The following is a 25,913-nucleotide window of genomic DNA, read 5'->3' on the forward strand; positions in this document are numbered from 1 at the left end:
GACCGAACAATCGCGTGGCATCTGCGCCGCCGGACAAGTACCGTCGATGCGGTGCTGACCAGCCTTCTGCGCATCTACCTCTCCCGATACAAGAGCCATCTGGTGCTCGTCGTCCTGCTGCAGCTGGTGGCGACGGCGGCGATGCTGTACCTGCCGACGCTCAACGCCGACATCATCGACAAGGGCGTCGCCAAGGGCGATACCTCCTACATCCTGCACACCGGCGGAATCATGCTGGTGATCACGTTGGCGCAGGTGATCGGCAGCGTCGTCGCGATGTACTTCGGCGCCCGTGCGGCGATGGGCGCCGGCCGGGACATCCGCCACGACCTCGCGCACCGGGTCAATTCCTTCTCCCAGCGCGAGGTCGGGAGGTTCGGCGCACCGTCGCTCATCACCCGCACCACCAACGACGTGCAGCAGGTCCAGATGCTCGCGGTGATGAGCGTCAGCCTCGTCATCATGGCGCCGATCATGTGCGTCGGCGGCCTCATCATGGGCATCAAGGTGGCCCCCGGCATGTGGTGGGTCCTGGCCATCGCGGTACCGCTCCTGGGCATCTTCATGGCGCTGATCATCAGCCGGATGATCCCCGGGTTCCGAGCGATGCAGGAGCGCATCGACGGGGTCAACCGCGTGCTGCGCGAGCAGATCACCGGCATCCGCGTGGTGCGCGCCTTCGTCCGCGAGCCGGAGGAGATCGCCCGCTTCGGCGTCGCCAACACCGACCTGGCGCAAACCTCGCTGCGCGTCGGCCGCGTCTTCGCCCTCATGTTCCCGACGGTCATGGGGATCACCAACATCACGATGGTCGCGATCATCTGGGTCGGCGGCCACCAGATCGTCGACGGCCACATGGAGATCGGCGCCCTCTCGGCGATGATGAGCTACGTCATGCAGATCATGATGGCGGTCATGATGGCCTCCTTCCTCGCGATGATGGCACCGCGCGCCGCCGTCTGCGCCGAACGCATCATGGAGGTTCTCCAGACCGACACCAGCGTCACCCCGCCCGCCGATCCGGTGGCGTTCCGATCCGGTCCCGCGACCGTCGCCTTCGAATCCGCCGAGTTCTCCTACCCCGGCGCCGACGAGCCGGTCCTCGCCGACCTCACCTTCGATTGCACGCCGGGCACCACCACCGCGATCGTCGGCTCCACGGGCTGCGGCAAGTCGACGCTGCTCTCGCTGATCCCCCGCCTCATCGACACGACGGCCGGCGCGGTCACCGTGGGCGGAACCGCCGTCGATGAACTCGATCCCGACCTGCTGCGCTCGGTCATCGGATTCGTCCCGCAGCGGCCCTATCTGTTCTCCGGCACGGTCGCGTCGAACCTCCGCTTCGGCAACGCCCGGGCCACCGACGACGAGCTGTGGGAGGCGTTGCGCATCGCGCAGGCCGAGGACTTCGTCTCGGCGATGCCCGAGAAGCTCGACGCCGAGATAGCGCAGGGCGGCACCACGGTCTCCGGCGGGCAGCGCCAGCGCCTCGCGATCGCCCGCGCCCTGGTGCGCAAACCGTCGATCTATCTGTTCGACGACTCGTTCTCCGCGCTCGACGTCGCCACCGACGCCCGGCTGCGCGCCGCGCTGCGACCGGCGACCGCCGACGCGACGGTGATCATCGTGGCGCAGCGCATCTCGACGATCGTCGACGCCGATCAGATCATCGTCTTGGACCGCGGGCGGATCGTCGGCCGAGGACGCCACGACGACCTGCTGACCACCTGTCCGACCTACGCCGAGATAGCCGAGTCGCAACTGGCGGTCAACGCCTCGAGCGCGGAAGGGAGTGCCTCATGACCGGCCCGCGCGGCGGAATGATGGGGGCGAGCGGACCCGAATCGAAGGCCCGCGACTTCGGTCCGTCCATCAAGCGGCTCATCGGCCTGCTGGCGAACTACCGGATCGCCATGATCGTCGTCTTGACGGCGATCGTCGGATCCGTCGCCGCGACGGCGGTCGCGCCCCGAATCCTCGGGCACGCCACCGACCTCATCTTCAACGGGATCATCGGCTCGCGCCTACCCAAGGGCGCCACCAAGGAGCAGGTCGTCGAGGGTCTGCGTGCCCGCGGCCAGGGCACCTTCGCCGACATGGTCTCCTCGATGAACCTCACCCCCGGCGTCGGCGTCGACTTCTCCGCCGTCGGCCACGTGCTGGTCATCGTGTTGGTGCTGTACCTGGCGTCGGCCTTCCTCACCTGGCTGTCGGCGTATCTGCTCAACATCGTCGTCGTGGGCACGGTGACCCGGCTGCGCTCCGACGTCGAGGACAAGGTCCACCGCCTGCCGCTGCGGTACTACGACGAGGAGCAGCGCGGCGACCTGCTCAGCCGTGTCACCAACGACCTGGACAACCTGTCGCAGACGCTGCAGCAGACCATCATGCAGTTCCTCAACTCGGTGCTGATGGTGATCGGCATTCTGATCATGATGCTGTGGATCTCCCCGCTGCTCTCGATCATCGCCCTGCTGACCATCCCCGCGGCGGGTATCGCGACGGCCGTCATCGCCAAGCGCTCCAAGCCCCACTTCACCAAGCAGTGGTCGTCGACCGGCAAGCTCAACGCGCAGATCGAGGAGGCGTTCACCGGCCATGAGCTGGTGACCGTGTTCGGTCGCCAACGCGAGGTGATGGAGTCCTTCGACACTCGCAACGAGAAGCTCTACGACTCAAGCTGGCGGGCCCAGTTCATCTCCGGGATCATCATGCCGACGATCATGTTCCTGGGGAATGTGAACTACGTCGTCGTCGCCGTCGTCGGCGGGCTGCGCGTCGCGTCGGGGTCGTTGAGCCTGGGCGAGGTGCAGGCCTTCATCCAGTACTCGCGCCAGTTCACCCAGCCGCTCACGCAGATCGGGTCGATGTTCAACCTCATGCAGTCCGGCGTCGCGTCGGCCGAGCGGATCTTCGACATCCTCGACGCCCCCGAGGAGACGCCCGACCCGTCGGCGCCGGATACCCCCGACGTCGATCGCGGCCGCATCGCCTTCGACGACGTCTCCTTCCGCTACCTGCCCGACGTCCCGCTGATCGAGGACCTCTCGCTGGTCGCCGAACCCGGGCACCTCGTCGCCATCGTCGGCCCGACCGGCGCTGGTAAGACGACGCTGGTCAACCTCATCATGCGGTTCTACGACATCGACGAGGGCACCATCTCGCTCGACGGGGTGGACACCCGCGCGATGTCGCGGCGCGACCTGCGGTCCCGGACCGGCATGGTGCTGCAGGATTCGTGGCTGTTCGGCGGCTCGATCTACGACAACATCGCCTACGGGAATCCGGCGGCGAGCCGCGAAGAGGTCATCGAGGCGGCCAAGGCCAGCCACGTCGACCACTTCGTGCGCACCCTGCCCGACGGCTACGACACGATCATCGACGAGGAGGGCGGCGGCGTCAGCGCCGGCGAGCGCCAGCTCATCACGATCGCCCGGGCCTTCCTGGCCAAGCCGACGATCCTGATCCTCGACGAGGCGACGAGTTCGGTCGATACCCGCACCGAGCTGCTGATCCAGCAGGCGATGGCGGCGCTGCGCAGCGACCGCACCTGCTTCGTCATCGCCCACCGGCTCTCGACGATCCGCGACGCCGACACCATCGTCGTGATGGAGCACGGTCGCATCGTCGAGCAGGGCACCCACGACGAGCTGCTCGACGCCCAGGGCGCCTACTACCGGCTGTACCAAAGCCAGTTCAGCGCCGCCCTGGACTGAGGCGACTAGACCTCGTCACCGCTGTGTGAGATCAGGCGATCTCGGGTCATCTCGACGAGGCTGTGTTGGTCGAGATACTCGACAATCCCTTCGAGATGCTGTGCGAGTCCCCAACAACAGGTGCGAATCGCGAAAGTCGCGATCCTTGGTGACGACGACGCGCCCAGCCGAGTCTGCTTCGTCGCAAATCACCGAGTCCGTGGTTCGATTTCCAGCAGCAAGCGAGCCTGTGTGCACTGCGTCGTGCCCCGATTCGCACAGCACAGCGGCAAGCTTGGCCGGCAGCTGTGCGTCGACGAGGAACTTCACGCCGCGTCGAACGGAAGCGAGTGGCGCGGTCCGACCGCCAACGCCGCGTACTGGAGCACTGCCGTCAGGTCTTCAGGTTCCAGATCCGGGTAGTCGGCGAGCACCTCCTCCGACGTCATCCCCGACGCGAGCAATTCCAACACCATCGTCACCGGATAGCGAAGACCGCGCACGACCGGTTGGCCGTGGCAGACCAACGGGTCGGTGACGATGCGCGCGAGATTGGACATGCTCTGATGATATGCCCCGCCACAGGGCGGGGAAGGCACTCGCACTAGACGCCGAACTTACCGCCGAGTAAGGTTACCGTCATGGCAATTAACACCGAGCTCCCGGAGAAGCTGGATTCGACGGTCGAGCAGGCCCACCTCGCGGCCGAGCACATCTTCCGCCCCATTTCCCGCAAGTACGACAAGGCCGAGCACGAGTACCCCGTCGAGCTCGACGACTTCGCCAAGCTCGCCAAGCAGGCGGCCGAACGCGACAAATCCGAGGCTGCCGCGACTAAGCCGGCCGCGGGCGAGAACGTCAACAGCACCAACATGCGCGGTGTGCTCTCAGCCGCCGAGATGAGCTGGGGCGACGTCGGACTGATGCTGTCCATCCCGGGCCGCGGGCTGGGCAACGCCGCGATCGCCGCGGTGGCCAACCCCGAACAGCTCGAGCGCTTCGGCGACGTGTGGGCCGCGATGGCGATCACCGAACCCTCCTTCGGCTCCGACTCGGCCGCCGTCTCCACGACCGCGGTACTCGACGGCGACGACTACGTCATCAACGGCGAGAAGATCTTCGTGACCTCGGGCTCGCGCGCCAGCCACGTCGTCGTGTGGGCCACCCTGGACCGCTCGATCGGCCGCGCCGCGATCAAGTCCTTCGTCGTCCCGATGGACACCCCGGGCGTCTCCGTCGCGCGCCTTGAGCACAAGCTCGGCATCAAGGCGTCCGACACCGCAGTTGTGCTGTTCGAGAACGTGCGGGTGCCGAAGGAGAACCTCCTCGGCTCGCCGGAGATCGACACCAAGAAGGGCTTCGGCGGGGTCATGCAGACCTTCGACAACACGCGGCCCGTCGTCGCCGCGATGGCCGTCGGACTCGGTCGGGCTGCCCTCGAAGAGATGCGCCGCCTGATCGAAGAGGCCGGGCACGAGATCGACTACGACAAGCCCGCCGCCGCGCAGCACGCCGCCGTCGCCGAATTCATCCGCCTGGAGTCGGACTGGGAGGCCAGCTGGCTGCTCACCCTGCGCGCGGCCTGGATGATGGACAACCGCGAGCCCAACTCGGTCGAGGCGTCGATGTCCAAGGCGAAGGCCGGGCGGACCGTCAACGACATCACCAATAAGGCCGTCGAGGTCGGGGCGAGTGCCGGTTTCGCCGAGACGATGCTCTTGGAGAAGTGGGCCCGCGACGCGAAGATCCTCGACATCTTCGAGGGCACCCAGCAGATCCAGCAGCTGATCATCGCGCGCCGCATCCTGGGCAAGTCCAGCGCCGACCTGCGCTAGGTGCCCACTCGGCGGGCTTGAGGTGCCCACTCGGCGGGCTTGAGGTGCCCACTCGCGGAATCGTCGCGCAGTAGCTAACCGAACAGGGCCGACTGCAGCTTCTGGTTGCGGGCGATGCGCTCGGCGTCGCGACGGTAGCGCTCGGCCGCGATGGCCGACAGCACCCGTACCGGTTCGGCCGGCGGCGGCATCGGCGAGACGTAGCGCATGGCCTGGTTCACCAGGTGTTGCCCGGTGACCGCCTGCACCTGCGGCGTGAACGTCGAAAACCGCATCAGGTAGCCGCGGATTCCGTTTGCCAACGTCGGCGGCATCGGTGCCAGGTCGGCGCTCGCCGCCCACTCGGCGAGTTCCGGGGGCATCATCACGTGATTCGCCTCGGGAATGGCCGTCCGATCACGGATGACGTAGGTGCCGGCGAGGAGATCGCCGAGCCGCTTGTGCTTGGCGTTGATCGCCGCGGCGACCAGCGCGGGGATGCCCAGGAACGGGTACAGCTCGGGCACGCCGATCAGAGCGCGGGAGAAGGCCTGTCGCGAGGTGATCGGCCCGGCGTCGTCGTTGACGGTCCGCAACCCGCAGATCCAGTGGCCGAGCGACTTTCCGCGCGTCAGCGTCTCCACCAACCACGGCAGGCCGATCAGCGCGATCACCGTCCACAGCGTCGACAGGCCGTTGCGGAAGGCCGAGTCGAGCCGGACGTAGTCGTTGATCGTCGGCATGATGTACGCGAACCAGAGGATGAACAGCGCCCAGCCGACGGTGACGTCGATGATGCCGGACACTGCCCGCAGCGCCAGGTTCGCGGGCGGGAGGTCGAGGGCGACCGCCTCGCCGGAGACGAAGTCGTCGCGGCCGACGCCCCGGGTGCCGCTGTGCGACGGGTTGACCGGCGGCGGTAGCGGGCGCATCGGCGGCCGCGGTACGACGGCGTACGGCATGGGTCGAGACATAGGCACGACTCTAGTAAGGATTCGGGCAACCGACACCGTCCGCGCCCGCTGACTATGGTGAGTGCGTGGACCTAGACGCCTATCTCGACGCGCACCGAGCCGAGTGGAACCGCCTCGACGCCCTGGTGAGGACCCGTTCGTTGAACGGTGCCGAATCCGACGAACTGCTCAACCTCTACCAGCGGGCCGCGACGCACCTATCGGTCATTCGCTCGACCGCCCCCGACGCCCAAACCGTCGAATATCTCTCCACCCTGGTCGCCCGGGCCCGCTTCCGCGCCGCCGGTGCGCGGACGTTCAGCTGGGCCGTGGTGGCCACCTACCTCACGCGCACGCTGCCGGGCGGCCTCTACCGCCTGCGCTGGTGGTGGGGATCGATCATGATCGGTTCCGTCCTCGCGATGGTCGTCATCACCGTCTGGTGCTTGAACCACCCGAATACCATGCGCTGGCTATTCGCCCGGGCCGGCGGCACGGAGTACGTCGACCACGCCTTCGCCGAGTATTACTCCGACCACCAGGCGCAATACTTCGCCTTCCAGGTGTGGACGAACAACTTCCGCTTGGCACTGCTCGCGCTCGCGTTCGGGGTGTTCTTCTTCCCCGTCGTCTGGGTGCTCTACTCCAACGTGCTCTCCGTGGCGCAGGTCGCCGCCGTGATGATCGACAACGGCAAGGGCGACATGTTCTTCGGCCTGATCCTGCCGCACGGCATGTTGGAGTTGACCTGCCTTTTCGTCTCGAGCGCCGTCGGACTGAAACTCTTCTGGACGTGGGTGTCCCCCGGGCACCGCACCCGCACCGCCGCTCTCGCACAGGAGGGGCGCACCGCGATGTCGATCGGCCTCGGCCTGGTCGTGCTGCTGTTGATCTCCGGCATCATCGAGGCCTTCGTCACGCCGTCACCGCTGCCGACGTGGGCGCGGGTCGGAATCGGGGCCATCGTCTGGCTCGCGTTCATGGCCTACGCCCTGATCCTCGGCCGCAAGGCCTACCGCGAGGGAGCCACCGGCGACCTCGAGTCCGCGATCGACCGCGGTACCGAAGCGCCCGCCGCCGCCTAGTGTCGCCTCTCAGCCTTCCCATGACCGATTCTTAGGGCACACAGCGGTCAGCCGAGCCGGCGCCAGATAACCCTCGCCAACCCTGGTCGGCAATCGGGGTTCACCAGGATCGTCGTCTCCACTCCATTGACGGGCTCAGCGCCAACTTCATACGCAGTCATGGGGGCATTGAAGTCAAACGTGCCCGCCCCTCCCGGACACTCAATGGTCTGGCGGCCACAGGTTTGGCCCACTCTGCTCCGCGAAGGCGACCCAGCCGGGGCATGGTTCCGTGCCAGGAACCCCTGCCACTGGTCATTTGGCAACAGGAACTCCAGCGACGTGCACCTGCCTTGCGAGTCGTTCATATCGAGTGCATGCACGTGGGTGGCCGAATTAGGAAGAGTGACGCCAAGCCCTTTTGCGGCGTCGCCGGGATTGTCACCAGCCAAATAGGGCTGGATGAGCGCAAACCAGACAGCTGCAGAAGCTACGCCGACAACGCCTATCGCTTTCCATCGCCTCGTCATTGCTTACGTCAACCGATCTGCCGCCACGTGATCCGCGCCAGTCCCGGCCGACAGTCTGGATTGACGAGGATCGAGGTCGCTACACCATTTTGCGGTTCAGAAACGACTTCGTATGCAGTCTTAGGAGCATTAAGTCTGACCGGCGCCTCCTCTCCGTCACACTTGATAGTCGTCAAATCGCAGGAATAGCCCAGTTTACTTGCCGACGGCTCCCCTTCCTGTACTCTATTTCGAGAGAGGAACCCTCTCCATTCAGCATTGGGAAGTAGAAACTCCAGAGATGCACACTTGCCCTGCCAGTTGTCGTACTTGACGGCGTGTGTGGACATCACCGATTTCGGTAGCCTGAGTCCAAGCTTAGCCGCTACCTCATCTACATTGGCGGCGGTCCGGTCCTGCCAATGGCACGTAAACCACATGCAGGCAACCAACACGGCTACCGCCATCCCGAAAATCGCACCTGCCGTCCACCGGGCGCTTGACCTCATTGGACTGGGACCGATCTCGGCGTCTCAACCCCGATGGTATCGAAGTTCTGTGCCCAACCAGCCCTATGCATTAATCCCAAGTCCGAGGGGTGTATGTGCCAATGTGGATCGGTGGAGTTGAAATTGTAGTAATCGTAAATTGCTGTACTCGCACGAACAACTCCCTTTCCGTTGGAGTCGGTGTAGTAGACACCACTCTCCTGGGACTGAAACTCGCCTAACGCGTAGTGGTAGTCTGCGCCCTTTACCTTCGGTACGATTCGCGACTCCCAGCCTGTCTGAAACGCAACCGGCCCCTCGTATCCTTCGGGCATTGACTGCTTCGCTCTGGTCAATCCGCGATCAAGCTGCTGATTAGCAGCGGCTGAAAACTCCGGCAGGTCTTGCTTCATCTAGTCGACACTGACGCGACCACCGCTAATAGTTCAACCGCCCACCCTCGGGGCAACTACAACAACCCGCGGGATTTGAGCGAGAGGTAGTGGTCGGCCAGTGCGGGCGGGAGGTCTTCGGGGCCCCGGTCGATGACGCCGACCCCGAGGCGGGCCAGCACGGCGGCGGTCTCCTCGCGCTGGGTCAGCGTGCGCGCGGTGGCCGCGGCGCGGTAGGCCGACGGGACGTCGGACCGTTCGGCGAGCATGTCGTCGAGCTCGGGGTCGGAGACCGAGGCGATGACCACCTGGTAACGCTGGGACAGGTATGCCAGCGTCGGCAGCAGTGACTCGGCGATGGCCGCGGGCTCCAGCGGCGTCAGCAGTACGACGAGCGCGCGCTGCCCGACGGTCCGCGCGACCTCGGCGCCCAACAGACCCCAATCCGCTTCCAGCAGCGCCGATTCCAGCGGGGCCATCGCGGTCACCATCTCGTTGAGCAGGTTCACGCGTCGGGTGGCCCGCACCTTCTTGTGGATGACGCGGTCGCCGGCGATGAAGTCGACGCGGTCACCGGCGTGCGACGCCAGAGCCGCCAGCAGCAGCGCGGCGTCCATCGCGGCATCCAGCCGGGGCTGATCCCCGATACGCCCGGCCGAGGTGCGCGACGTGTCCAGTAGGAGCACGACGTGGCGGTCGCGCTCGGGCTGCCAGGTCCGCACCACCGTCGAACGTCGACGCGCCGTCGCGCGCCAGTCGATCGACCGCACGTCGTCACCTTCGACATAGTCGCGCAGCGAGTCGAACTCGGTGCCCTGCCCGCGGGTGCGCACCGCCGAACGGCCGTCGAGCTGGCGCAGCGCGGCGAGGCGCGACGGCAGGTGCTTGCGCGAGTCGAACGCGGGCAGCGCACGCACCGAACCGGGCAGGAACAGCGACCGTTGCCGGCCCGACAGCCGCAGCGGACCGTAGCGGCGCAGCGTGAGTCGGATGGCCAGTCGGTCGCCGCGACGGGTCGGGCGCAGACCCACGGAGAAGAACTGTCGCTCGCCCGGCGCGACGACAAGATCCTGCCGATTCGATTCCGGACCCGGTTGGTGCGGATCACCGGACAGTTCGCGCCGGAACTCCGCCCACCGGTTGGCGAGGTCGGCGTAGAAACCGGGATCGCGGGCCTCGCGTCGGGTCGGATCGGCCGGTTCACCGGCACCCGCCGAGGGCTGCCAGCCGTCGCGCAGACGCCCGACGAACCGTCGCCCGGAGGTGTTGACCACCGACAGCGTGGTCGTGGTGTGCTCGCCCAACCGGATCGGCGCGGTCTTCGCCCGCGTCACCTGCAACGCCGTCGTCGGACCCGCGATCAGCATGTCGAGGAGCATCAGCGCGAAGGCGAACGCGACCCACGCCAACACGGTCCACCCCGACGGCCAGATCAGCACGGGGATGACGCCGAGCGCGACGAGCAGCGCGAAGCGGCCGGTGACGAACATCAGCGCGGAACGGGCACGGAGTTGATCGCGGCGTCGAGGACGGCGGAGACCGAGACGCCTTCCAGTTCGGCCTCGGGCCGCATCCCCAGCCGGTGGGCCAACGTCGACTGGGCGAGCGCCTTCACGTCGTCGGGGGTCACGAAATCACGCCCGGACAGCCACGCCCACGCCCGACTGGTGGCCAGCAGGGCGGTCGCACCGCGGGGGCTGACGCCCAGGGAGAGCGACGGCGACATCCGCGTCGCCCGTGCGATGTCGACGATGTAGGTGAGCACCGCGGGCGCGACCGAGACGGCGCGGACCGCCGAGACCCCCGCGGCGATGTCGGCGGGCGAGGCCACCGCGGTGATCCCGGCGCCGGCCAGGTTGCGCGGATCGAATCCGGCGGCATGTCGCGACAGGATGTTGACCTCGTCCTCGCGCGAGGGCAGCGGCAGCGTCACCTTCAACAGGAAGCGGTCGAGTTGCGCCTCCGGCAGCGGATAGGTGCCCTCGTATTCGACGGGGTTCTGCGTCGCGGCGACCACGAACGGCTCCGGCAGCGGATGCGGATGCCCGTCGATCGAAACCTGGTGCTCCTCCATCGCTTCCAGCAGCGAGGCCTGCGTCTTGGGCGGCGTGCGGTTGATCTCGTCGGCCAGGAGCAGGTTGGTGAAGACCGGGCCCTCGCGGAAGGTGAACTCCGACGTGGCGTTGTCGAACACCAACGATCCGGTCACGTCACCCGGCATGAGGTCGGGGGTGAACTGGACGCGCTTGGTGTCGACGTCGAGCGCGGCGGCGACCGAGCGCACCAGCAGCGTCTTCGCGACGCCGGGCACGCCCTCCAGCAGGATGTGGCCGCGGCACAGCAGGGCGATCAGGATGCCCGCCACGGCGGAGTCTTGTCCCACAACGGTTTTCGCGACCTCGGCGCGCACCGCGGTCAGTGCCGCACGGGCGCGGTCGGAATCGGGCAGGGTGTGCGATGGTGTCGTCATAGTACGGGTCGGACTTCCTCTTCAAGGGTGGACAGATCGGTGGCGAAGCGGACCAGGCCGGCGTCGTCGACGGGCAGCGGACCGACGAGAAGGGCGTGGACGACGGCCGGGTCCCGGCCGGTGGCACGGGAGACCGTCTCGACGATCTCCTCCACCGGCGCGTACCGGGACACTCCCAGGCGACGCGGAATGGTCCGCATCGCGTGTTCGCGCAACTGGGCCGCGGCGCGGGGCGCATCCCCCGACGCCTGGTAGAGCCGTCCGCGGGATTCGGTGGTCTCGGTCGCCTTGACCACCGCCGGCAACGGCTCGGAGATGAGCTGGCCGAATCGTCGTCCGCGCCACAGCATGAGGGCGAAGAGCACGAAGGCGCCCAGGCTGATCGACGGCCAGACCCAGCGCGGCACGTCGGGCTTCACCGACGACTTCTTCTCGTACTTGTGGTCGTTGTCGTTGTTCCGGTCGAAGACGTCGGGGGCGAACCAGTTCACGTCGGATCCGGCTCCCATCATCCGCACGCCGATGCCGGCGTTGTCGCGGTCGAGGATGCCCTCGTTGATGAACCAACTCTGCGGGGCGACCACGACCTCGGGCCGATCGCCGCGCGCGGGGAACACGACCAGCGAGGAGACCCCGATGGTCGTGAAGCAGGAGATCGCATCCGTTTCGAAGGGGAGCAGGCCGATCTCGCTCGAGCTCGCCGCGTCCGTGGGTGCGATCATCCCGGGCACCGTGCAGCCCGCCGTCGTCGCCGACGAGAAGTTGGTGGGTGTGTCCGTCGGAACGTCCCACGCCGCCAAGGCCTTCGGGCCCGGCGCGAGCAGCACCACCCGCTTCGCGTTGCGCGAGCGCTCCCGGAGGATCTTCGACGTACTCGTCGACGCGTTCTCCGCGTAGGAGACGACGACCACCGTCGACGAGGAGGCCGTCGGCAGCTTGCGCACCCCACGCTGGTCGCGGGCGATGCGGACCGTGACTCCGTGGGACTTCAGGGTTTCGGCAAGTGCCCCGCCGCCGTTGGAGTGGTAGTTGCCCGGGTCCCCGAGCTGCTTGTTGTCGGCCGGCTTGTCGAGGCTCTTGCCCCCGACGGCGAGGCCCAGCAGGACCAGGAGTCCGGCGAGCAGGGCGACCACCACGACCGCGACGGCCACAATGGTGCCGACGTTGCGCTTGGGCTGGCCACCGGAACCGGCGGCGGGCACCGCGGGCGCGGGTGGCGGCGGGGCGATCGGGGCGCTCATCGGCTCACCGGGGGAAGCAGGGGCAGCGACATCTCGGACTGCTCGTCGTTGACGAAGCCGGTCGGCTTGGCGTCGGCCAGGTCGGCGTCGAGGGCGACGAGCGCTGCCGCGGCATCTTGGCTCGCGTGCCGACCGCCATAGGCGACGGCGTCGAAGGCGTCGGCCGCGGAGTGCATGCCGGCGACATGGTTCGGGAACACGTGCCGGAGACGGCGGGCGATGTCGTGGGCGGTCGCCGACTTCGCGCCGACGAGCAGCTTGCGGTCCGACGCGGTCTGCGCGACCGCCCGCATCGCGTTGACCACCGCCTCGTCGTAGTTCCCGGCGGCGAGGGCGGCCCGCGCGGCCTCCCGGAACTGCTCTTGGGTGCCGACGATGCCGCCGAGCACCGCACCCGTTCCCTCCGCGATCGACGAGGAGTCGCCGGTGGTGACTTCGCGTCGCACGCGATAGGCGATGTAGGCCGCCGCGATGACCAGCAGGATCAACAGGATGATCCCGATTGTCTGCGGAACCGAGCCGCCGAACAGGTTCGACAGCCAATCGATCCGGTGCGACTCGTGCGTCTTGGGCGGCTCCGGCGGCTTCTCCTGGTAGCGGGGTTTGGCCAACTCGTCTTGCAACCACCGCCGGGCGGTCCCGTTGTCCGGGTCGAGCGCGAGGATCATCCGGCTCATGCCGTTGCCTCCTGGGCTAGCAACTCCACGTCGTAGGCCTCCGACCTGATCCGCGCGTCGACGTAACACAGCACCGCGAAGCCGGCGACGAGCGGCGAGACGATCGCGACGGTGATCGGCATCATCGCCGTCGCGGCGAACCCGAAGAAGAAGGCCGGGAACATGAACAGCGCGAAGGACACCGTGGCGAGGATGAGCGCCATGAGCGCGGTGGCACCTATCTGGCGCACCAGGTGGCGGCCGTACAACTGCAGGGCGCGGGGCACGGCGAGCCGCAGGGGTTGGGGCTCGATCCCCACCACGGCCTGAACCATGAGGATCGGTCCGGCGAGCATGAGATAGACGAAGACGGGGATACCGAGCACGACCGGCATCAGGATGACCAGCAGGGCGCTCGAGACCAAAGCCTTCATCAGCGCGACGGCGACGAGTCCGAGCAGGACCGCGGGGGCGGCGAGGACGAGTAGGCCGACGACATCGACGGCCGCCAACGCGCCCAGGCGTCGCCCGATCTGCTCCACCGCAACCGTGAACCCCATCGGGCGGCCGATCACCCGGCCGTGCAGCGGTGCGGCGAGTAGCCCGGCGAGCACCACCGGCGTGACGAAGGCGACGATGCTCCCGACGATCAGGCCGGCTTGGTCGCCGAATCGGGCCGCGACCGGCGCGAGGATGAGACCCGGGGTCCACACCACGACCCAGGCGAGGGCGGTGATCCCCAGGTTCGAGAGCAGCGCGGTGAACGACCCCGCGAGGAGGTCCATCGTCCGCAGCGGCCGCAACGGCACGCCGCCGGGTTTGTGTGCGGCCAGGCCGGCGGCCACGGGCGGCCCTTCCGGCGCAGGCAGCGACGTGGGGAGGTCGACCCCGGCCAGCCGGCCGATGCCCTGGACCGTGGGGGGTTGGTCGCCGGGACGGTGCCCGGGCGCGGTGCGCGGTGCGTTCGACACCTGCTGCCAGTCTTGGCCCGGTGCGGCGGCGCTGGGAACGGCGGCATCGATATTCGGGGCGGTCCACCGGGGGTCGTTCGACGCAGCGCCGGGCACCGACATCATGACCACCCCCTCGTCTCCCGTTTCACCGCGCGAGCTCCGACGCGCATGCGGCAAGACTCTGATCAGCCCTCTAGAACCGCGAACCTACCAAAGCAAACACCATCCGGCTGCTAGCGTGACTAGAACACGTTCTAGTTTGTCATTCAAGGAGAACACCCATGGCCGAGGCCACCGACCTGACCGCGACGATCAACGGGGTCGTCGACACCTACATCAACCTGCTGACCGATGGGACGCCCGAGCAGATCGCCGATCTGTACGCCGACGGCGCGAGCGTCGAGGATCCGATCGGCGCACCGCTGCGGACCACGCGGGCCGAACTCGTCGAGTTCTACGGACTGATCTGCAACCTCGAAGAGCACAAGGCCACGTTGAAGTGGAAGAAGGTCGTCGGCGACACCGCGGTCTTCGAGTTCCACCTGTTCACCAAGGCCGGCGACGCGGGATTCGAGATCCAGCCGGTCGACATCATGGTGTTCAACCAGGACGGCAAGATCAAGTCGATGCGCGCGGTCTGGGACCCCGCCACCGACCTCAAGCAGGTCTGACCTACCGTCGCCCGGTCGGCCGCAGCACGACGTCGACGGGATGGGCGTCGGCCGGGGTGAGCACGGCCTGGGCGACGGCAGCTGCGACGGTCGTCGGGTCGAGGAACTTTTCGGGTCGGTACTCGTTGCCTTCGATCGCGACGATGTCGCGCTGCATGTCGGTGTCGATGCGGCCCGGGAAGATCGACGTCACCCGTAGCCGCGGCTCCTCGGCGCGCAGCGCCTCGGCCAGCGCGCGCAGACCGAACTTGCTGGCCGCGTAGGCCGCCCAACCCGGACTGGCCCGCATCCCGGCCCCCGAGTTGATGAAGACGACGTGGCCACCCGCTGCCCGCAGCGCCGGCAACAACAGCCTGGTCAATTCGGCGACCGCCACGAGATTGACGTCGAGGACGTGGCGCCACTCCTCGACCGGCGTATCTGCGATCGGCTCCAAGCTCGACGCGACACCTGCGTTGTGGACCAGGACGTCGAGTTCGGTGATGGCCTCGGTCGCGTCGGCGACCGCGTCGAAATCGGTCAGTTCCACATCGAAGGTCGCGGCGCCGTCCAACGAGGTGGCCAGGGCGTCGAGTTCGGCCGAGGGACGGCCACCGAGCAGCAGGTCGTGGGTGGGGGCCAGAGCGCGGGCGATCGCCGCGCCGAGGCCGCGACTGGCCCCGGTGATCAATGCGGTGGGCATTCCCCGACCCTACTCGGCCGACGAGATGGCCAAGATCGTCCGATCTGGCGGACGCCGAGGGCAGATTGCCGTCCGCACCTGCTATTTCGGACGAATTTGGCGAACCGTTGGCGGATGATGGGCGCATGGCAGACAGCGCACCGCTTCCCAACGGCGTCGAGTTCTCCGCGGCCGGTCAGACCCGAAATCCCCGCGCCGACCGCATGCTGCTGGCCGGCCTTCTCCTCGGCCTGGTCCTGATGGGCGTCTTCGGGCCGTTCGCCTACGACCACAAGATCCTCGTCTACGAGTTCACCGGCGACCCCGAGGGGCGTGCCGCCGTCCTCGACCGTGCCGTCTGGGCCGATTTCGGATTCATCGCCGGTTACACGCTGGTGCTGGGCTCGATCGGGTTGTATCTGCGTTCCCGTGCCTTCACCGGCACCTTCCGCCAGGTGACCACGGCACTCGTCGGGATGCTCGTCGTCGCGGCCCTCGCCGACGTCGGCGAGGACATCGGACTGCTCTTCCACAACGGGCACGTCTCAGCGCCGTTCGCGACGCTCAAGTTCGTCATGATCGTCCCGGTGGTCTTCCTCGTGCCGACGGCGATCGCCATCGCGATCCGCTCGCGAATCTCCACCCGATGGTGGAACCAGCACCGCGAGCGGTTGGGGCAGGCCACGTCGGTCTTCGCCGCCCCCGTTCCCGACGAGGATCCCGACCAATACCGCTGGCGCCGGGCGTATTGGACACCGACCGTCGCCGACCCGATCACCACGGATACGACAGCGGTGTGCCTGTCCGGCGGCGGCATCCGTGCCGGAAGCGTCGCGCTCGGAGCGATGCAGGCGTTCTCCGGGAGCACCGACGCGAATGCCGCGCAACGCGGACCCGACCTTCTCGCCGACGTCGACTACATCGTCTCGGTCTCTGGCGGCGGTTTCCTCTCCGGCGCATTCCTGCAGGCCGCCCACGCGATCCCCGACGAGTCGGTGTGGCCGCAGGGGTTGAGCGAGTCGCTGGGCGCCGCGACGCCGGCGGCCGTCGACACCCAGGCGCTGCCGATCGACGAGGCGTTCAAGCAGGGTTCGGTCGAATACGACAGGGTGCGCCGGCACGCCAGCTACATCGCCGACTCCCCGCGCGAACTCGCCTACGCCTTGGCCGTCGTCGCGAAGAACATGGTGCTGACCCTCGCGTCGGTGTTCGTTCCCGCGGTGGTCCTCGGCCTGGTCCTCGGCATCCTGTATTCGCAGATCCCGCTCTCGGCGGTCGAGCTTGAGCCGGAGTGGGGCCCGATCACCCGAACGCTGAACACGACGCCGTCGCTCATCGTGATCGGCGCACTCGTCGTCGTCGCCTTCCTCGCGCTGGTCGGCGCGAATTGGGCAGAGACGAAGGGCGCCGACGCCGCGCACGCCAACCTCAAACAGAACCTCACCGTCGTCGGACAGATCAGCGCGGGCGGTGCGGCGGTGGTCGCCCTGGCCACCGTCGGAATCCCGTGGGCGATGCGCGAGGTCTGGGCGTGGCAGGGTGACGCGGGCGGTTCGCTCGTCGCACCCGCGTCGGGCGTGCTCGTCTTGAACTACCTCGCCGTGCTGGCCGCGATGCTGTGGCGCAAGCGCGGATCGGTCGGCGGCGTCATCTCCCGGCTGAGCGGAAAGGGCACGACCCAGAAGCAGGCGTTGCCGCAGGGAGCGCTTCAGCTCGTGATCGTGCTGGTGACGCTGCTGGTGCTGGTCGCCGCCTGGCTGCTGACCGTCGCCTGGACCGCCGGGTGGGCGGTGCGCGCCGCGTCGCCGAAGTCGGAGCAGCACGGCGCCATCGCGATCGCCCTCGCCGCGGCACTGGTCCTACTCCTCGCCGTCTCCCGCTTCGACGTGACGTCGACGAGCCTGCACCCGTTCTATCGCCGACGCCTGGCAAACGCCTTCGCGATGCGCCGCGTCCAATTGCCCGACGGCCAGCTGCGCGCCCAGCGCTATCCCGATTCGGAGTCGACCGAGTTCTCGCTGTTCACCGAGCCCCGTCGCACCGGCTTCACCGGCGCGACGACGGCGAGAGGCAAGACCCCGGTGTTCGTCTTCGCGGCTGCCGCCGCGGTCTCCGGCGAGGACAAACCCGCGAGCGGTCAGAACGCCTCGTCATATGTGTTCAGCTCCGACTACGTCGGCAGCCCAGACCTCGGCTGGATCGCGACCGACGGCTTGGCGCAACTCCTCCCGCACCGGATCGAGCGCGACATGACCGTCCAGGCGGCGGTGGCCATCAGCGGCGCGGCCTTCGCGTCGGCGATGGGCCGCGCTGCCCGCGGCTACCAGAGCCTGTTGGCGGTGTCGGGCGCCCGGCTCGGCAGCTGGCTGCCCAATCCCCGATTCCTCCACCAGTCCCGGTTCGAGGGCGACAATCCGGCGTGGCCGCACGGCTTCCCGTCGTATCGCGGACTGGGCTACCTGTTCCGCGAGGTCTTCGGCCTGCACTCCAGCCACGGCCGATTGGTGCAGATCACCGACGGCGGACATTACGAGAACCTGGGTCTCGTCGAGGCACTACGACGCCGGTGCACGACGATCATCGCCGTCGACGCCAGCGGCGACACCCCGCCGAGCCTCACCACCTTCGCCGAGGCGATGCGCCTGGCCGAGGCGGAGCTGGGCGTCGAGTTCACCGTCAACCCCGACGACGATCCGCGGTATTCGCCGACGCAGCTCGCGCCCGGCACCGCGCCCACCGTCGACGACGCGAGCATCACCGCGGGTATGCAGACCCGGCTCGCGGCTTCGTCGATCGTCCGTGTCGCGTTCACCTACCCCGACGCCGTCGGCGGTCGCAGCGGCACGCTGATCCTCGCGAAGTCGGTCCTCACCGCCGACCTCCCGTCGTGGCTGCTCACCTACGCCGACAACCACTCGGTGTTCCCGCACGACTCCACGTCGGACCAATGGTTCGACGAGGGGCAGTTCGCCGCCTACACCGAACTGGGCCGCCAGATCGGGGCGAAGGCGGCGGCGACACTGCGCGAACCGCCGGGTGCCCGAATCGGTCGGCCGAACGATCCCGGCCACGACGGCGCTTAGCCTGACCGGGTGTCTCCCCGACTTCAGCTCAACGGCCTCGTCCTGCTCTACGCCTACCTGCAGCGGATCTTCGTCTACGACAAGGTCCTCGCGACCATCCCCGCTCCCGACCCGCGCGACGATGGGGAGTCCGCGCCGCTCGCGGAACTCCCCGGGCTGCTGGACCGGACCGGCGCCGCGATCGCCGGATTCGACACCGAGACGGGGTTGGCTGACGCCGAGGTCGGGGAACTCGACGACATCCTGCTCGCCGCGCGGGCCGCGATGGCACGACGCGCCGCCGGCACGGACGCGCCGCTGCGGATCCAACTGGCCGCGGTGGCCGGCGGCCGCTTCCACAGCCAGCACCTCAACGACGGGCTCGTCTATTGGGGGGACAAGTACGACGCGGAGACCGCCGACCGCTACCGACAGCGGACCCTGGCGCTGCGCGACGACTCCCGCGAGATGACCGGTCTGGTCGCCACCGCCGCCCACGGCGGACTCGCCCAGGAGCAGGTCGCCCAGGTCGGCCGGTGGTACGAGAGCGTCGTCCGCGCCACCCCGCGCATCGACGGCGACATGGCCCTCATCTCGAGCCTCCTGCACGGCATCGACCCCTGATCGGCGTCTGGTGGTGAGGGTCACCAGCCGGCGCACTTTTATTTCGTAAGCCTAAGTATTATTCTGGACCGGTGAGTGAAAGCGATGACCTGGCCCGGGACCTGCGCCCCGCGGTCACCCGTTTGTACCTCGCGCTGCGCCGCCGGGCCCCCGTCGCGGAACTGAGCGCCGCCCAGGCGTCGGCGCTCTCGACCTTGCTCCTGCACGCGCCCCTGCGGATGGGCGCCCTCGCCGAACGTGAGGGCATCCGGATGCCGACGGCCACCGCCCTCGTCGACGGGCTGATCAAGATCGGGCTGGTGCATCGCGCACCCGACCCCGACGACCGGCGAGCCGTCATCGTCGACCTCACCGAACCGGGTCGCACGGCCATCGCCAAGGCGAGCCGACGCCGCGCGGACGTCCTCGCCGCCGCTCTCGCCAAGCTCTCCGACGAGGAGCGCGCCTCGCTCGTCGCGGCGATGCCCGCGCTGCTGGAACTGCAGCGCCAGCTGGAGGACCCCAAGATTTCGCCCGTCGAAAAGACGGACGGCAATGAAGAAGAACTAACCAAGTAGTCAGAAGGCAATAGTGACCACAACCATCGACGAGGCTGCCGCCCAACCGCAGCCACCAGCACCAGAGCCGACGCTCGCCGCGTCCTCCGCCGACCACGACGAGCACCCCTCGCTGATGTCGGTCTTCCGCCAACAGCCGCGCGCCGTGTGGGTCACCGCCTTTGCCGCGGTCATCGCCTTCATGGGCATCGGTCTGGTCGACCCGATCCTCAACACCATCGCCGAGGCTCTACACGCCCCGCCGTCGAAACTGACCCTGCTGTTCGGCGTCTACCTGGGCGTCCAGGTCGTCGCCATGCTGATCACCGGCTGGTCGGCCTACCGATTCGGCCCGAAGAAGACGCTGACCGTCGGCCTGGCACTGATCGTCTTCGCCGCCGGCGTGAGCGCCTTCGGCACCAACATCGACCAGCTGATCGCCCTGCGCGTCTTCTGGGGCTTGGGCAATGCCCTGTTCATGGCGACCGCGCTGGCGTTCATCGTCGGGCAGGCCAAGGGCGGTCAGAAGGGCGCGATCCTGCTGTACGAGGCGGCTCTCGGCGTCGGGCTGGCGGTCGGGCCGCTCCTCGGTGCTCTGCTGGGCACCTTCACCTGGAAGGCCCCGTTCGCCGGCACCGCGATCCTCATGCTGATCGGCGCCATCCTCTGCGCGTGGATGCTTCCCCCCGACGGGCCGCGCACGACCCGCACCCCGGTCGGCTTCAGCGCCCCGTTCCAGGCCCTGCGCAACCACACCCTCCTCGTCACCGGCATCGGTTCGGCCTTCTACACCGGCGCACTGTTCACCATCGTGGCGTGGGCGCCGATGGCGCTGTCCATCGCCAACAAGGCGAGCGGCCACGGCGGCGTCGGTCCGATCGGCGCCGGGCTGGTGTTCTTCGGCTGGGGCGTCCTGACCGCCGTGTCCGGCGTCTTCCTCGCCCCGCGCATCGCCGACGCAGTCGGCCAGAAGGCCGGCGTCATGGTCGCGATCGGCGTGTACAGCGTGGTCATGGCCCTCGCCGCCTACGGCGCGATCGAGCACTCGGTGATCATCATCGGCCTGGCCGTGATGCTGTCCGGCTTCCCGTCGGGTGTGCTGAACACGCTGTTCACCAGCGTCGCGATGTCCAGTGGTGACGCCGGCACTCCGCGCTCGGTTTCCAGCGCCGGGTACAGCTTCCTGCGCTGGATGGGTGGCGCGGCGTCGGCCATCATCGTCGCCCACCTCGCCGAGTGGTTCGGCGCCCCGGCCCCGTTCTGGTTCGCCGCGGCCTACTGCGTGATCGCCATCGGCGCGGTGTCGCTGGTGCGGACCGGAAAGCACGACCACGAGCCGGTCGCGCAGGACGCTGCCCTCATCGGCGCGGAAGAGCTCTAGGCGGCTACCCCTTGAGCGGGTCCAGCGTCACCTTCACCGACGTCCCGCGCTCGTCGCGTCGCGCCACCGCCTGACCGGTGCGGGCAGTTCCGTCCAGGTGCAGCGTGATGGGACCGCCGTCGGGGTAGAAGTTGCGCCACCACGTCTTCTGCTCCGGCGCGGCGACGCCGATGACCACTTCGTCGCCGCGTCGGCGGTAGGAGACGACGAGATGGACCGGCTTGCCGCTGCGCCTGCCGGTGTAGGACACCTCGACCATCGACTTGCCCAGGGCGTTGCCGACCACCGGAGCCGAGAGCAACGGTGTGACGATCCGGTTGGCCGTCGCCATGACTCGCTGCAGTGCGCTCATCTCTCCCCCTCTGCCTACTGCTGCGATGCCCAGCAGTTCAACGGACCGCCGGAACTCGTCCCGGAGGTGACGACCTGCCCATCGACGATGATCTGGCAGGTCACGGTACCGCGGACGACGATGCCGGTCAGGCGCAGATCGCCGCCGTCGGCGGTGGAACTCACCGACCACGGCGCGCGCACGGTCGCGATGATGCGGTTCCTCCCGTTGTCGGTGTAGTTCACGCCGATCAGATCGCCGTCGCCGGTGAGCTTGTACTCGACGGCACCCGTCTGCTGCTGCGACGTCGTCTCCTCCGATGTGGAGGGCTCGGTGGAGGATTCCTCCGACGAGCTCTCGTCGGTGGTGCTCGTCGTCGTGGAACTCGACGCCGGGGCCGGGGTGTCGCCGCCCTTGTGCCCGGTCACCGAGATCAGGAAGGCGATGAGGATGATCGCGACGATCGCGGCGACGATCGCGGCGATGAGCATCTTGGTGCGGTTGTGCCCGCCGCCCGCACCACCGGACTGGTAGTCACCGGCCTCATAGCCGCCCGTCTCGTAGTGGCTCGATTCCGGCGCGTACTGCTCGGTCGCGGGGAATTGCTCGGGCGAGTACCCGGTGGTCGGGTTCTCCGGGTCGAACCGTCGCGTCGAGGACTGGAACGGGTCCTGCGGACCCTGCGGATTGCTCATGGGAACATTCTGCCGGAATCCCGCCACCCCCGGCGCTACTCCCCGGCGATGGCGTCCAGCGGATTGGTCCGGGCCGCCCGAATCGCCGGCCAGACCGCGGCGACCACGCCCACCACGGCAGCCCCGACGAGCGTCGTCACGATCAACGACCAGGGCAGCACCGGACTACCGATTCCCCACTCGCGCAACGTGCGCACCAGCGCGACCGCCAGCCCGCAACCCAGGACGACGCCGAGCAACGCGCCGAACACGGCGATCAGCACCGACTCCAGGTACACCATCCGTCGCACCTGGCCGCGGACCATGCCGATCGCGCGCTCCATCCCGATCTCCTGGCGGCGCTCCACCACCGAGAGGGCCAGGGTGTTGATGATCCCCAGGACGGCGACCACCAGCGCGAGTCCGAGCAGCGCGTAGAGCACGCCGAGCATCTGGTCGATCAGCGATGAGACCGAACTCTTGTACTGCGCATTCGTCTGCACCTGCACCGTCAGGTACTTCGCGGTGGAATCGGCCAGCCGCTGATCGAGCCCGGCACCCTCCTTGCCCGGCGCGGCCCGGACGAACACCCCGGTCAACATCTGGGTGGAGGGCGGCACCACCTTCTCGTACGCGGAGCTGCCGAGTACCCACTGGCCCAGTGCGTTGTTGTTCTCGAAGACGCCGACCACCGGCACGTCGACGGTGACGCCGTCGGGACGAGCGAAGGCCAGCGTCTTGCCGACCGTCCACCCTTTATCCGTTGCCGTCCGCTCGGCGACGATCATCCCGTCTGGCGTCAGGTCGGTTCCGTCGGTGATCGTGTAGCGCACGACGTCGCCAAGCTTGCCGCCGACCGCGGCCCCGCCGATGACCTGGTGTCCGTCGACGTTGCTGATCACCATTCCCGAGCCGGCCACGTGCGCGACGCCGGGGGTGTCCCGCACGGCGCCCAGCACGGCGGGCGGAATGGGGCCGTGGTTCACGCCGGTGACGAAGTAGTCGGCGAGGACCGCGCGGTCCAGCGACGAGTCGACCGTGGCCTTGAAACTCGACCCGAGCGTGCCGATGATCGCGACCAGCATCAGGCCGATGGTCAACGCGAACGCGGTCGCCGCGGTGCGACGAGGATTGCGTGCGGCGTTGGTCCGCGCCAGTTGGCCGACCTTGCCGAACGGGCGGGTGATCACTCCCAGCGCGGAGACGACGGGCAGCGACAGGGCTGGCGCGCCCAGGACGACCGCCACGATCACGAGGACGGCACCGAGCCCGACGAGCAGCGCCGGACCCACTCCCTGTTTCAGGGCGCCGAGGATGGTCAGGGCGATACCGAGTGCGCCGACCACGGCACCGGCGACGGTCCGCGCCCGCAGCGACCGCGGTTCGGCCATCGTCGAGCGCATGGCCTCCACCGGCGCCACCCGCGCCGCCCGCCGGGCGGGCAGCCAGGCGCTGAGCATGGTGACGACGACGCCGACCGCCAGGGTGGCGATGACGGCCGTCGGCGTGACCCGCAACGGCCCGGACGGCAACCCCGACGAGGCGATGGCGATCGCACGCAGCGCCGCGGCCAGGCCGATCCCGACGACCAGGCCGACCGCCGACCCGAGCAACCCGACGATGAATGCCTCGGTCAGCACCGACCGCGACACCTGGCTGCGATTGGCGCCGATGGCGCGCAGCAGAGCGAGCTCGCGATTGCGCTGGGCGACGATCATCGCGAACGTGTTGTAGATGATGAAGGTGCCGACGATGAGCCCGATGCCGGCGAAGGCGAGCAGGATGTAGGTGAAGATCTGCAGGAACTTGTTGACTGCCTCTTTGCTCTCGGCCCGCACCTCGTCGCCGGTTTGGATCTTGAGCTGCGTCGGCCCCAGGAGGTTCTGGACCCGGGTCTGCAGTTCGGTGTCGGACACCCCCGGCTGCGCCGAGAGGCTGACGGTGCCCGCGTGCTCGCCGTCGGAGAACAGGTGCCGGGCGGTGTCCTGGTCGAAGGCGACGTTGACGAAGCCGCCGACCTCGAACGGCCAGTCGAGGACCCCGACGACCGTCACGTCCTGCGGTTCGCTGTTGCCCTGTCCGGCGACCACCCTCGTCTTCGACCCGACGTGCAGTCCGGCCTTGTCCGCGGCGGTCTTGTTGATGGCGATCTCGCCGGCTCGCTGCGGCCCGCGGCCGCCGGGCAGGATCTTGTTCTCCCCCTGTGCGACGGCCTGGTCGGGCGGGATGAAGGTCGTTCCGATGCTCGGGGCGTTGCCGGTCTGCAGCGCCTTCCCGTCGGCCGCGGCAACGGCGACGAGGCCGTTGTAGTTGACGTTGAGGCGGTCGAAGCCGAGGCGCTCGCGGCTGGAGCTCAGCTGCTGCACCACGGCGTTCGGCACCCCCGGGCTCGCCTGTGCCCCGGTGGCCGCCATCTGCGACGGGTTCTTCGGTGCGAGCTGGACGGCGACCCCCTGCGCGGTCTTGTCGAAGATGCTGGTGAAGGCGTTCGAGACGCTCGACGTGAAGACGATCGAGCCGGCGACGAAGGAGGTGCCCAGCACCACCGAGAACACGGTGAGGAACAGCCGGACCTTGTGGGCGGCGAGGTTGCGCACCGATACCCGGCGCATGACCGAGGCCATCGCTACTCGTCCCCGGCCGGCGCGGTCGCGGCGTCGGCCGGCGTCTCCTCGACGACCCCGACCTTCTCGTCGAGGTTGCGCATGACTTCGAAGACGCCATCGGCATCGGGGTCGCGCAACTCGTGGACGATCCGCCCGTCGGCGAGGAACACGACCCGGTCGGCGTACGACGCGGCGCGGGGGTCGTGCGTGACGATCACGACGGTCTGGTCGAACTCGTCGGTGGCGGCGCGCAGGATCGAGAGCACCTCCCCCGACGAGCGGGAGTCGAGGTTGCCCGTCGGCTCGTCGCCGAAGATGATCGCGGGCCGCCCGACCAGCGCCCGGGCGCAGGCCACTCGCTGCTGCTGGCCGCCGGACAGTTCGCTCGGCCGGTGATCGAGGCGGTCGGCGAGGCCGAGGCGATCGGTGACCGCGGTCATCCACTGCTCGTCGACGTCGCGCCCGGCGATGTCGCACGGCAAGGTGACGTTCTCGCGAGCGGTGAGCGTCGGCACCAGGTTGAACGACTGGAACACGAAGCCGATCCGGTCGCGGCGCAGCACCGTCATGGCCTTGTCGTTCAGCCCGGCCAGCGAGGTCTCGCCGATGCGGACCTCCCCCGACGACGGGGTGTCGAGCCCGGCGAGGCAATGCATGAGGGTGGACTTCCCCGAGCCCGAGGGCCCCATGATCGCGGTGAACTCCCCCGGCGCGAAGGCGACGCTGACGCCGCGCAAGGCGTGCACCGCGGTGTCGCCGGAGCCGTACACCTTGGTCAGATCGGCCGCGCTCGCGGCGGGTGCTTCAACGGAGGTTGTCGACATGGCTCCACGGTGCCATATCCGCGCGGCCCGTGCTCGGATGACGTGCTCGGTCGGCACCCCGTCGGTGGTCGAGATCTCGATACGACCGCTCCTTCGTCGCGATCACTCGATCCGGCGGCGGATACGGGGGTGGTCGAGCGGATACGGGGGTGGTCGAGTGGATCCGAGCCGCTAGGCGAGGAACCGTATCGAGACCGCCGCTAGGTGTACTTCCCCGACACGTTGTGAACGGGTGAGGTGAGGCGAAGACCTCCCCTCACCCGTTCACAACGTGTCGGGGAAGTACACCTAGACGCTAGACGCCCTCT

Annotated in this window: 23 protein-coding genes; 9 read left to right on the top strand and 14 right to left on the bottom strand. The window is 68.3% G+C overall.

Going from position 1 to position 25,913, the window contains the following annotated elements; translation table 11 throughout:
- Positions 1-51: 51 nt before the first annotated feature.
- Both HUN08_RS17870 and HUN08_RS17875 read left to right on the top strand, forming a co-directional pair.
- Complete coding sequence (locus HUN08_RS17870) at positions 52-1,803, top strand: ABC transporter ATP-binding protein (protein ID WP_124246199.1); 1,752 nt, start codon at positions 52-54, stop codon at positions 1,801-1,803.
- On the top strand, positions 1,800-3,716 hold the full coding sequence (locus HUN08_RS17875; RefSeq protein WP_124246198.1) for an ABC transporter ATP-binding protein: 1,917 nt from the start codon (positions 1,800-1,802) through the stop codon (positions 3,714-3,716). Before HUN08_RS17870 ends, HUN08_RS17875 begins: the two co-directional genes overlap by 4 nt.
- A 15-nt stretch (positions 3,717-3,731) precedes the next feature.
- Here the strand turns inward: HUN08_RS17875 and HUN08_RS17880 are convergent, their stop codons facing one another.
- Entirely contained in the window at positions 3,732-4,025 is a 294-nt protein-coding gene (locus tag HUN08_RS17880; protein WP_124246197.1) for a DUF5615 family PIN-like protein, read from the bottom strand.
- A complete protein-coding gene (locus HUN08_RS17885; RefSeq protein ID WP_124246196.1) occupies positions 4,022-4,255 on the bottom strand; it encodes a DUF433 domain-containing protein in 234 nt (77 codons plus the stop codon). The genes HUN08_RS17880 and HUN08_RS17885 overlap by 4 nt, the downstream gene beginning before the upstream one ends.
- A gap of 81 nt (positions 4,256-4,336) precedes the next feature.
- On the opposite strand from HUN08_RS17885, the gene HUN08_RS17890 reads away from it, so the two are divergent.
- On the top strand, positions 4,337-5,530 hold the full coding sequence (locus tag HUN08_RS17890; RefSeq protein WP_124246195.1) for an acyl-CoA dehydrogenase family protein: 1,194 nt from the start codon (positions 4,337-4,339) through the stop codon (positions 5,528-5,530).
- Positions 5,531-5,604: 74 nt separating this feature from the next.
- Here HUN08_RS17890 and HUN08_RS17895 read toward each other — a convergent pair whose 3' ends face one another.
- Entirely contained in the window at positions 5,605-6,483 is an 879-nt protein-coding gene (locus HUN08_RS17895) for an RDD family protein (RefSeq protein ID WP_301546796.1), read from the bottom strand.
- 65 nt (positions 6,484-6,548) lie between these two features.
- Here HUN08_RS17895 and HUN08_RS17900 point away from each other — a divergent pair, with 65 nt between their 5' ends.
- On the top strand, positions 6,549-7,547 hold the full coding sequence (locus HUN08_RS17900) for a stage II sporulation protein M (RefSeq protein WP_124246194.1): 999 nt from the start codon (positions 6,549-6,551) through the stop codon (positions 7,545-7,547).
- A 993-nt stretch (positions 7,548-8,540) separates the two neighbouring features.
- Here HUN08_RS17900 and HUN08_RS17905 read toward each other — a convergent pair.
- From HUN08_RS17905 to HUN08_RS17930, 6 genes are read right to left on the bottom strand one after another with little or no spacing between them, the layout of a single operon-like run.
- Positions 8,541-8,936 (bottom strand): hypothetical protein, encoded by a 396-nt coding sequence (locus tag HUN08_RS17905; protein WP_124246193.1) that lies wholly within the window; start codon positions 8,934-8,936, stop codon positions 8,541-8,543.
- Between the two features lie 56 nt (positions 8,937-8,992).
- Positions 8,993-10,405 (bottom strand): DUF58 domain-containing protein, encoded by a 1,413-nt coding sequence (locus tag HUN08_RS17910; protein WP_124246192.1) that lies wholly within the window; start codon positions 10,403-10,405, stop codon positions 8,993-8,995.
- Positions 10,405-11,385: a MoxR family ATPase gene (locus HUN08_RS17915; protein ID WP_124246191.1), complete on the bottom strand. Its 981-nt coding sequence runs from the start codon at positions 11,383-11,385 to the stop codon at positions 10,405-10,407. The genes HUN08_RS17910 and HUN08_RS17915 overlap by 1 nt, the downstream gene beginning before the upstream one ends.
- Positions 11,382-12,626, bottom strand: coding sequence for a DUF4350 domain-containing protein (locus HUN08_RS17920; RefSeq protein WP_124246190.1), 1,245 nt, complete (start codon positions 12,624-12,626; stop codon positions 11,382-11,384). The genes HUN08_RS17915 and HUN08_RS17920 overlap by 4 nt, the downstream gene beginning before the upstream one ends.
- Positions 12,623-13,303 (bottom strand): DUF4129 domain-containing protein, encoded by a 681-nt coding sequence (locus HUN08_RS17925; RefSeq protein ID WP_124246189.1) that lies wholly within the window; start codon positions 13,301-13,303, stop codon positions 12,623-12,625. The genes HUN08_RS17920 and HUN08_RS17925 overlap by 4 nt, the downstream gene beginning before the upstream one ends.
- Positions 13,300-14,358, bottom strand: coding sequence for a hypothetical protein (locus HUN08_RS17930; protein WP_124246188.1), 1,059 nt, complete (start codon positions 14,356-14,358; stop codon positions 13,300-13,302). Before HUN08_RS17930 ends, HUN08_RS17925 begins: the two co-directional genes overlap by 4 nt.
- 158 nt (positions 14,359-14,516) lie before the next feature.
- Here HUN08_RS17930 and HUN08_RS17935 point away from each other — a divergent pair, with 158 nt between their 5' ends.
- Positions 14,517-14,906: a nuclear transport factor 2 family protein gene (locus tag HUN08_RS17935; RefSeq protein WP_124246187.1), complete on the top strand. Its 390-nt coding sequence runs from the start codon at positions 14,517-14,519 to the stop codon at positions 14,904-14,906.
- 1 nt (position 14,907) lies between these two features.
- Here the strand turns inward: HUN08_RS17935 and HUN08_RS17940 are convergent, their stop codons facing one another.
- A complete protein-coding gene (locus HUN08_RS17940) occupies positions 14,908-15,588 on the bottom strand; it encodes an SDR family oxidoreductase (protein WP_124246186.1) in 681 nt (226 codons plus the stop codon).
- A gap of 125 nt (positions 15,589-15,713) precedes the next feature.
- Here HUN08_RS17940 and HUN08_RS17945 point away from each other — a divergent pair, with 125 nt between their 5' ends.
- From HUN08_RS17945 to HUN08_RS17960, 4 genes are all read left to right on the top strand, one after another.
- Positions 15,714-18,650: a hypothetical protein gene (locus HUN08_RS17945; protein WP_124246185.1), complete on the top strand. Its 2,937-nt coding sequence runs from the start codon at positions 15,714-15,716 to the stop codon at positions 18,648-18,650.
- 9 nt (positions 18,651-18,659) lie between these two features.
- Positions 18,660-19,253: a hypothetical protein gene (locus HUN08_RS17950; protein WP_124246184.1), complete on the top strand. Its 594-nt coding sequence runs from the start codon at positions 18,660-18,662 to the stop codon at positions 19,251-19,253.
- Positions 19,254-19,324: 71 nt separating this feature from the next.
- Positions 19,325-19,810 (top strand): MarR family winged helix-turn-helix transcriptional regulator, encoded by a 486-nt coding sequence (locus tag HUN08_RS17955; protein ID WP_124246183.1) that lies wholly within the window; start codon positions 19,325-19,327, stop codon positions 19,808-19,810.
- A 115-nt stretch (positions 19,811-19,925) separates the two neighbouring features.
- A complete protein-coding gene (locus HUN08_RS17960) occupies positions 19,926-21,170 on the top strand; it encodes an MFS transporter (RefSeq protein ID WP_124246276.1) in 1,245 nt (414 codons plus the stop codon).
- A gap of 4 nt (positions 21,171-21,174) precedes the next feature.
- Here the strand turns inward: HUN08_RS17960 and HUN08_RS17965 are convergent, their stop codons facing one another.
- The 4 genes from HUN08_RS17965 to HUN08_RS17980 are packed head-to-tail and all read right to left on the bottom strand — an operon-like array spanning position 21,175 to position 25,605.
- The gene (locus HUN08_RS17965) at positions 21,175-21,522 is read right to left on the bottom strand and encodes a hypothetical protein (protein ID WP_124246182.1); all 348 of its coding nucleotides are present in this window, start codon (positions 21,520-21,522) and stop codon (positions 21,175-21,177) included.
- A 14-nt stretch (positions 21,523-21,536) separates the two neighbouring features.
- Positions 21,537-22,196: an MmpS family transport accessory protein gene (locus HUN08_RS17970; protein WP_124246181.1), complete on the bottom strand. Its 660-nt coding sequence runs from the start codon at positions 22,194-22,196 to the stop codon at positions 21,537-21,539.
- A 35-nt stretch (positions 22,197-22,231) separates the two neighbouring features.
- The gene (locus tag HUN08_RS17975) at positions 22,232-24,799 is read right to left on the bottom strand and encodes an ABC transporter permease (protein ID WP_301546797.1); all 2,568 of its coding nucleotides are present in this window, start codon (positions 24,797-24,799) and stop codon (positions 22,232-22,234) included.
- Positions 24,800-24,801: 2 nt separating this feature from the next.
- On the bottom strand, positions 24,802-25,605 hold the full coding sequence (locus tag HUN08_RS17980; protein WP_124246180.1) for an ABC transporter ATP-binding protein: 804 nt from the start codon (positions 25,603-25,605) through the stop codon (positions 24,802-24,804).
- Positions 25,606-25,913: the final 308 nt, after the last annotated feature.

It is taken from the genome of Gordonia sp. X0973 (assembly GCF_013348785.1).
GTDB lineage: Bacteria > Actinomycetota > Actinomycetes > Mycobacteriales > Mycobacteriaceae > Gordonia.

What these genes read in the sequence shown, in the direction of transcription:
- HUN08_RS17910 (WP_124246192.1), bottom strand. Translation starts at nt 10,405, where the DNA reads ATGTTCGTCACCGGCCGCTTCGCGCTGCTCGTCGCGCTCGGCGTCATC.
- HUN08_RS17890 (WP_124246195.1), top strand. Translation starts at nt 4,337, where the DNA reads ATGGCAATTAACACCGAGCTCCCGGAGAAGCTGGATTCGACGGTCGAG.
- HUN08_RS17920 (WP_124246190.1), bottom strand. Translation starts at nt 12,626, where the DNA reads ATGAGCGCCCCGATCGCCCCGCCGCCACCCGCGCCCGCGGTGCCCGCC.
- HUN08_RS17945 (WP_124246185.1), top strand. Translation starts at nt 15,714, where the DNA reads ATGGCAGACAGCGCACCGCTTCCCAACGGCGTCGAGTTCTCCGCGGCC.
- HUN08_RS17975 (WP_301546797.1), bottom strand. Translation starts at nt 24,799, where the DNA reads ATGGCCTCGGTCATGCGCCGGGTATCGGTGCGCAACCTCGCCGCCCAC.
- HUN08_RS17970 (WP_124246181.1), bottom strand. Translation starts at nt 22,196, where the DNA reads ATGAGCAATCCGCAGGGTCCGCAGGACCCGTTCCAGTCCTCGACGCGA.
- HUN08_RS17925 (WP_124246189.1), bottom strand. Translation starts at nt 13,303, where the DNA reads ATGAGCCGGATGATCCTCGCGCTCGACCCGGACAACGGGACCGCCCGG.
- HUN08_RS17905 (WP_124246193.1), bottom strand. Translation starts at nt 8,936, where the DNA reads ATGAAGCAAGACCTGCCGGAGTTTTCAGCCGCTGCTAATCAGCAGCTT.
- HUN08_RS17885 (WP_124246196.1), bottom strand. Translation starts at nt 4,255, where the DNA reads ATGTCCAATCTCGCGCGCATCGTCACCGACCCGTTGGTCTGCCACGGC.
- HUN08_RS17980 (WP_124246180.1), bottom strand. Translation starts at nt 25,605, where the DNA reads ATGTCGACAACCTCCGTTGAAGCACCCGCCGCGAGCGCGGCCGATCTG.
- HUN08_RS17965 (WP_124246182.1), bottom strand. Translation starts at nt 21,522, where the DNA reads ATGAGCGCACTGCAGCGAGTCATGGCGACGGCCAACCGGATCGTCACA.
- HUN08_RS17960 (WP_124246276.1), top strand. Translation starts at nt 19,926, where the DNA reads ATGTCGGTCTTCCGCCAACAGCCGCGCGCCGTGTGGGTCACCGCCTTT.
- HUN08_RS17875 (WP_124246198.1), top strand. Translation starts at nt 1,800, where the DNA reads ATGACCGGCCCGCGCGGCGGAATGATGGGGGCGAGCGGACCCGAATCG.
- HUN08_RS17915 (WP_124246191.1), bottom strand. Translation starts at nt 11,385, where the DNA reads ATGACGACACCATCGCACACCCTGCCCGATTCCGACCGCGCCCGTGCG.
- HUN08_RS17940 (WP_124246186.1), bottom strand. Translation starts at nt 15,588, where the DNA reads ATGCCCACCGCATTGATCACCGGGGCCAGTCGCGGCCTCGGCGCGGCG.
- HUN08_RS17935 (WP_124246187.1), top strand. Translation starts at nt 14,517, where the DNA reads ATGGCCGAGGCCACCGACCTGACCGCGACGATCAACGGGGTCGTCGAC.
- HUN08_RS17895 (WP_301546796.1), bottom strand. Translation starts at nt 6,483, where the DNA reads ATGTCTCGACCCATGCCGTACGCCGTCGTACCGCGGCCGCCGATGCGC.
- HUN08_RS17930 (WP_124246188.1), bottom strand. Translation starts at nt 14,358, where the DNA reads ATGATGTCGGTGCCCGGCGCTGCGTCGAACGACCCCCGGTGGACCGCC.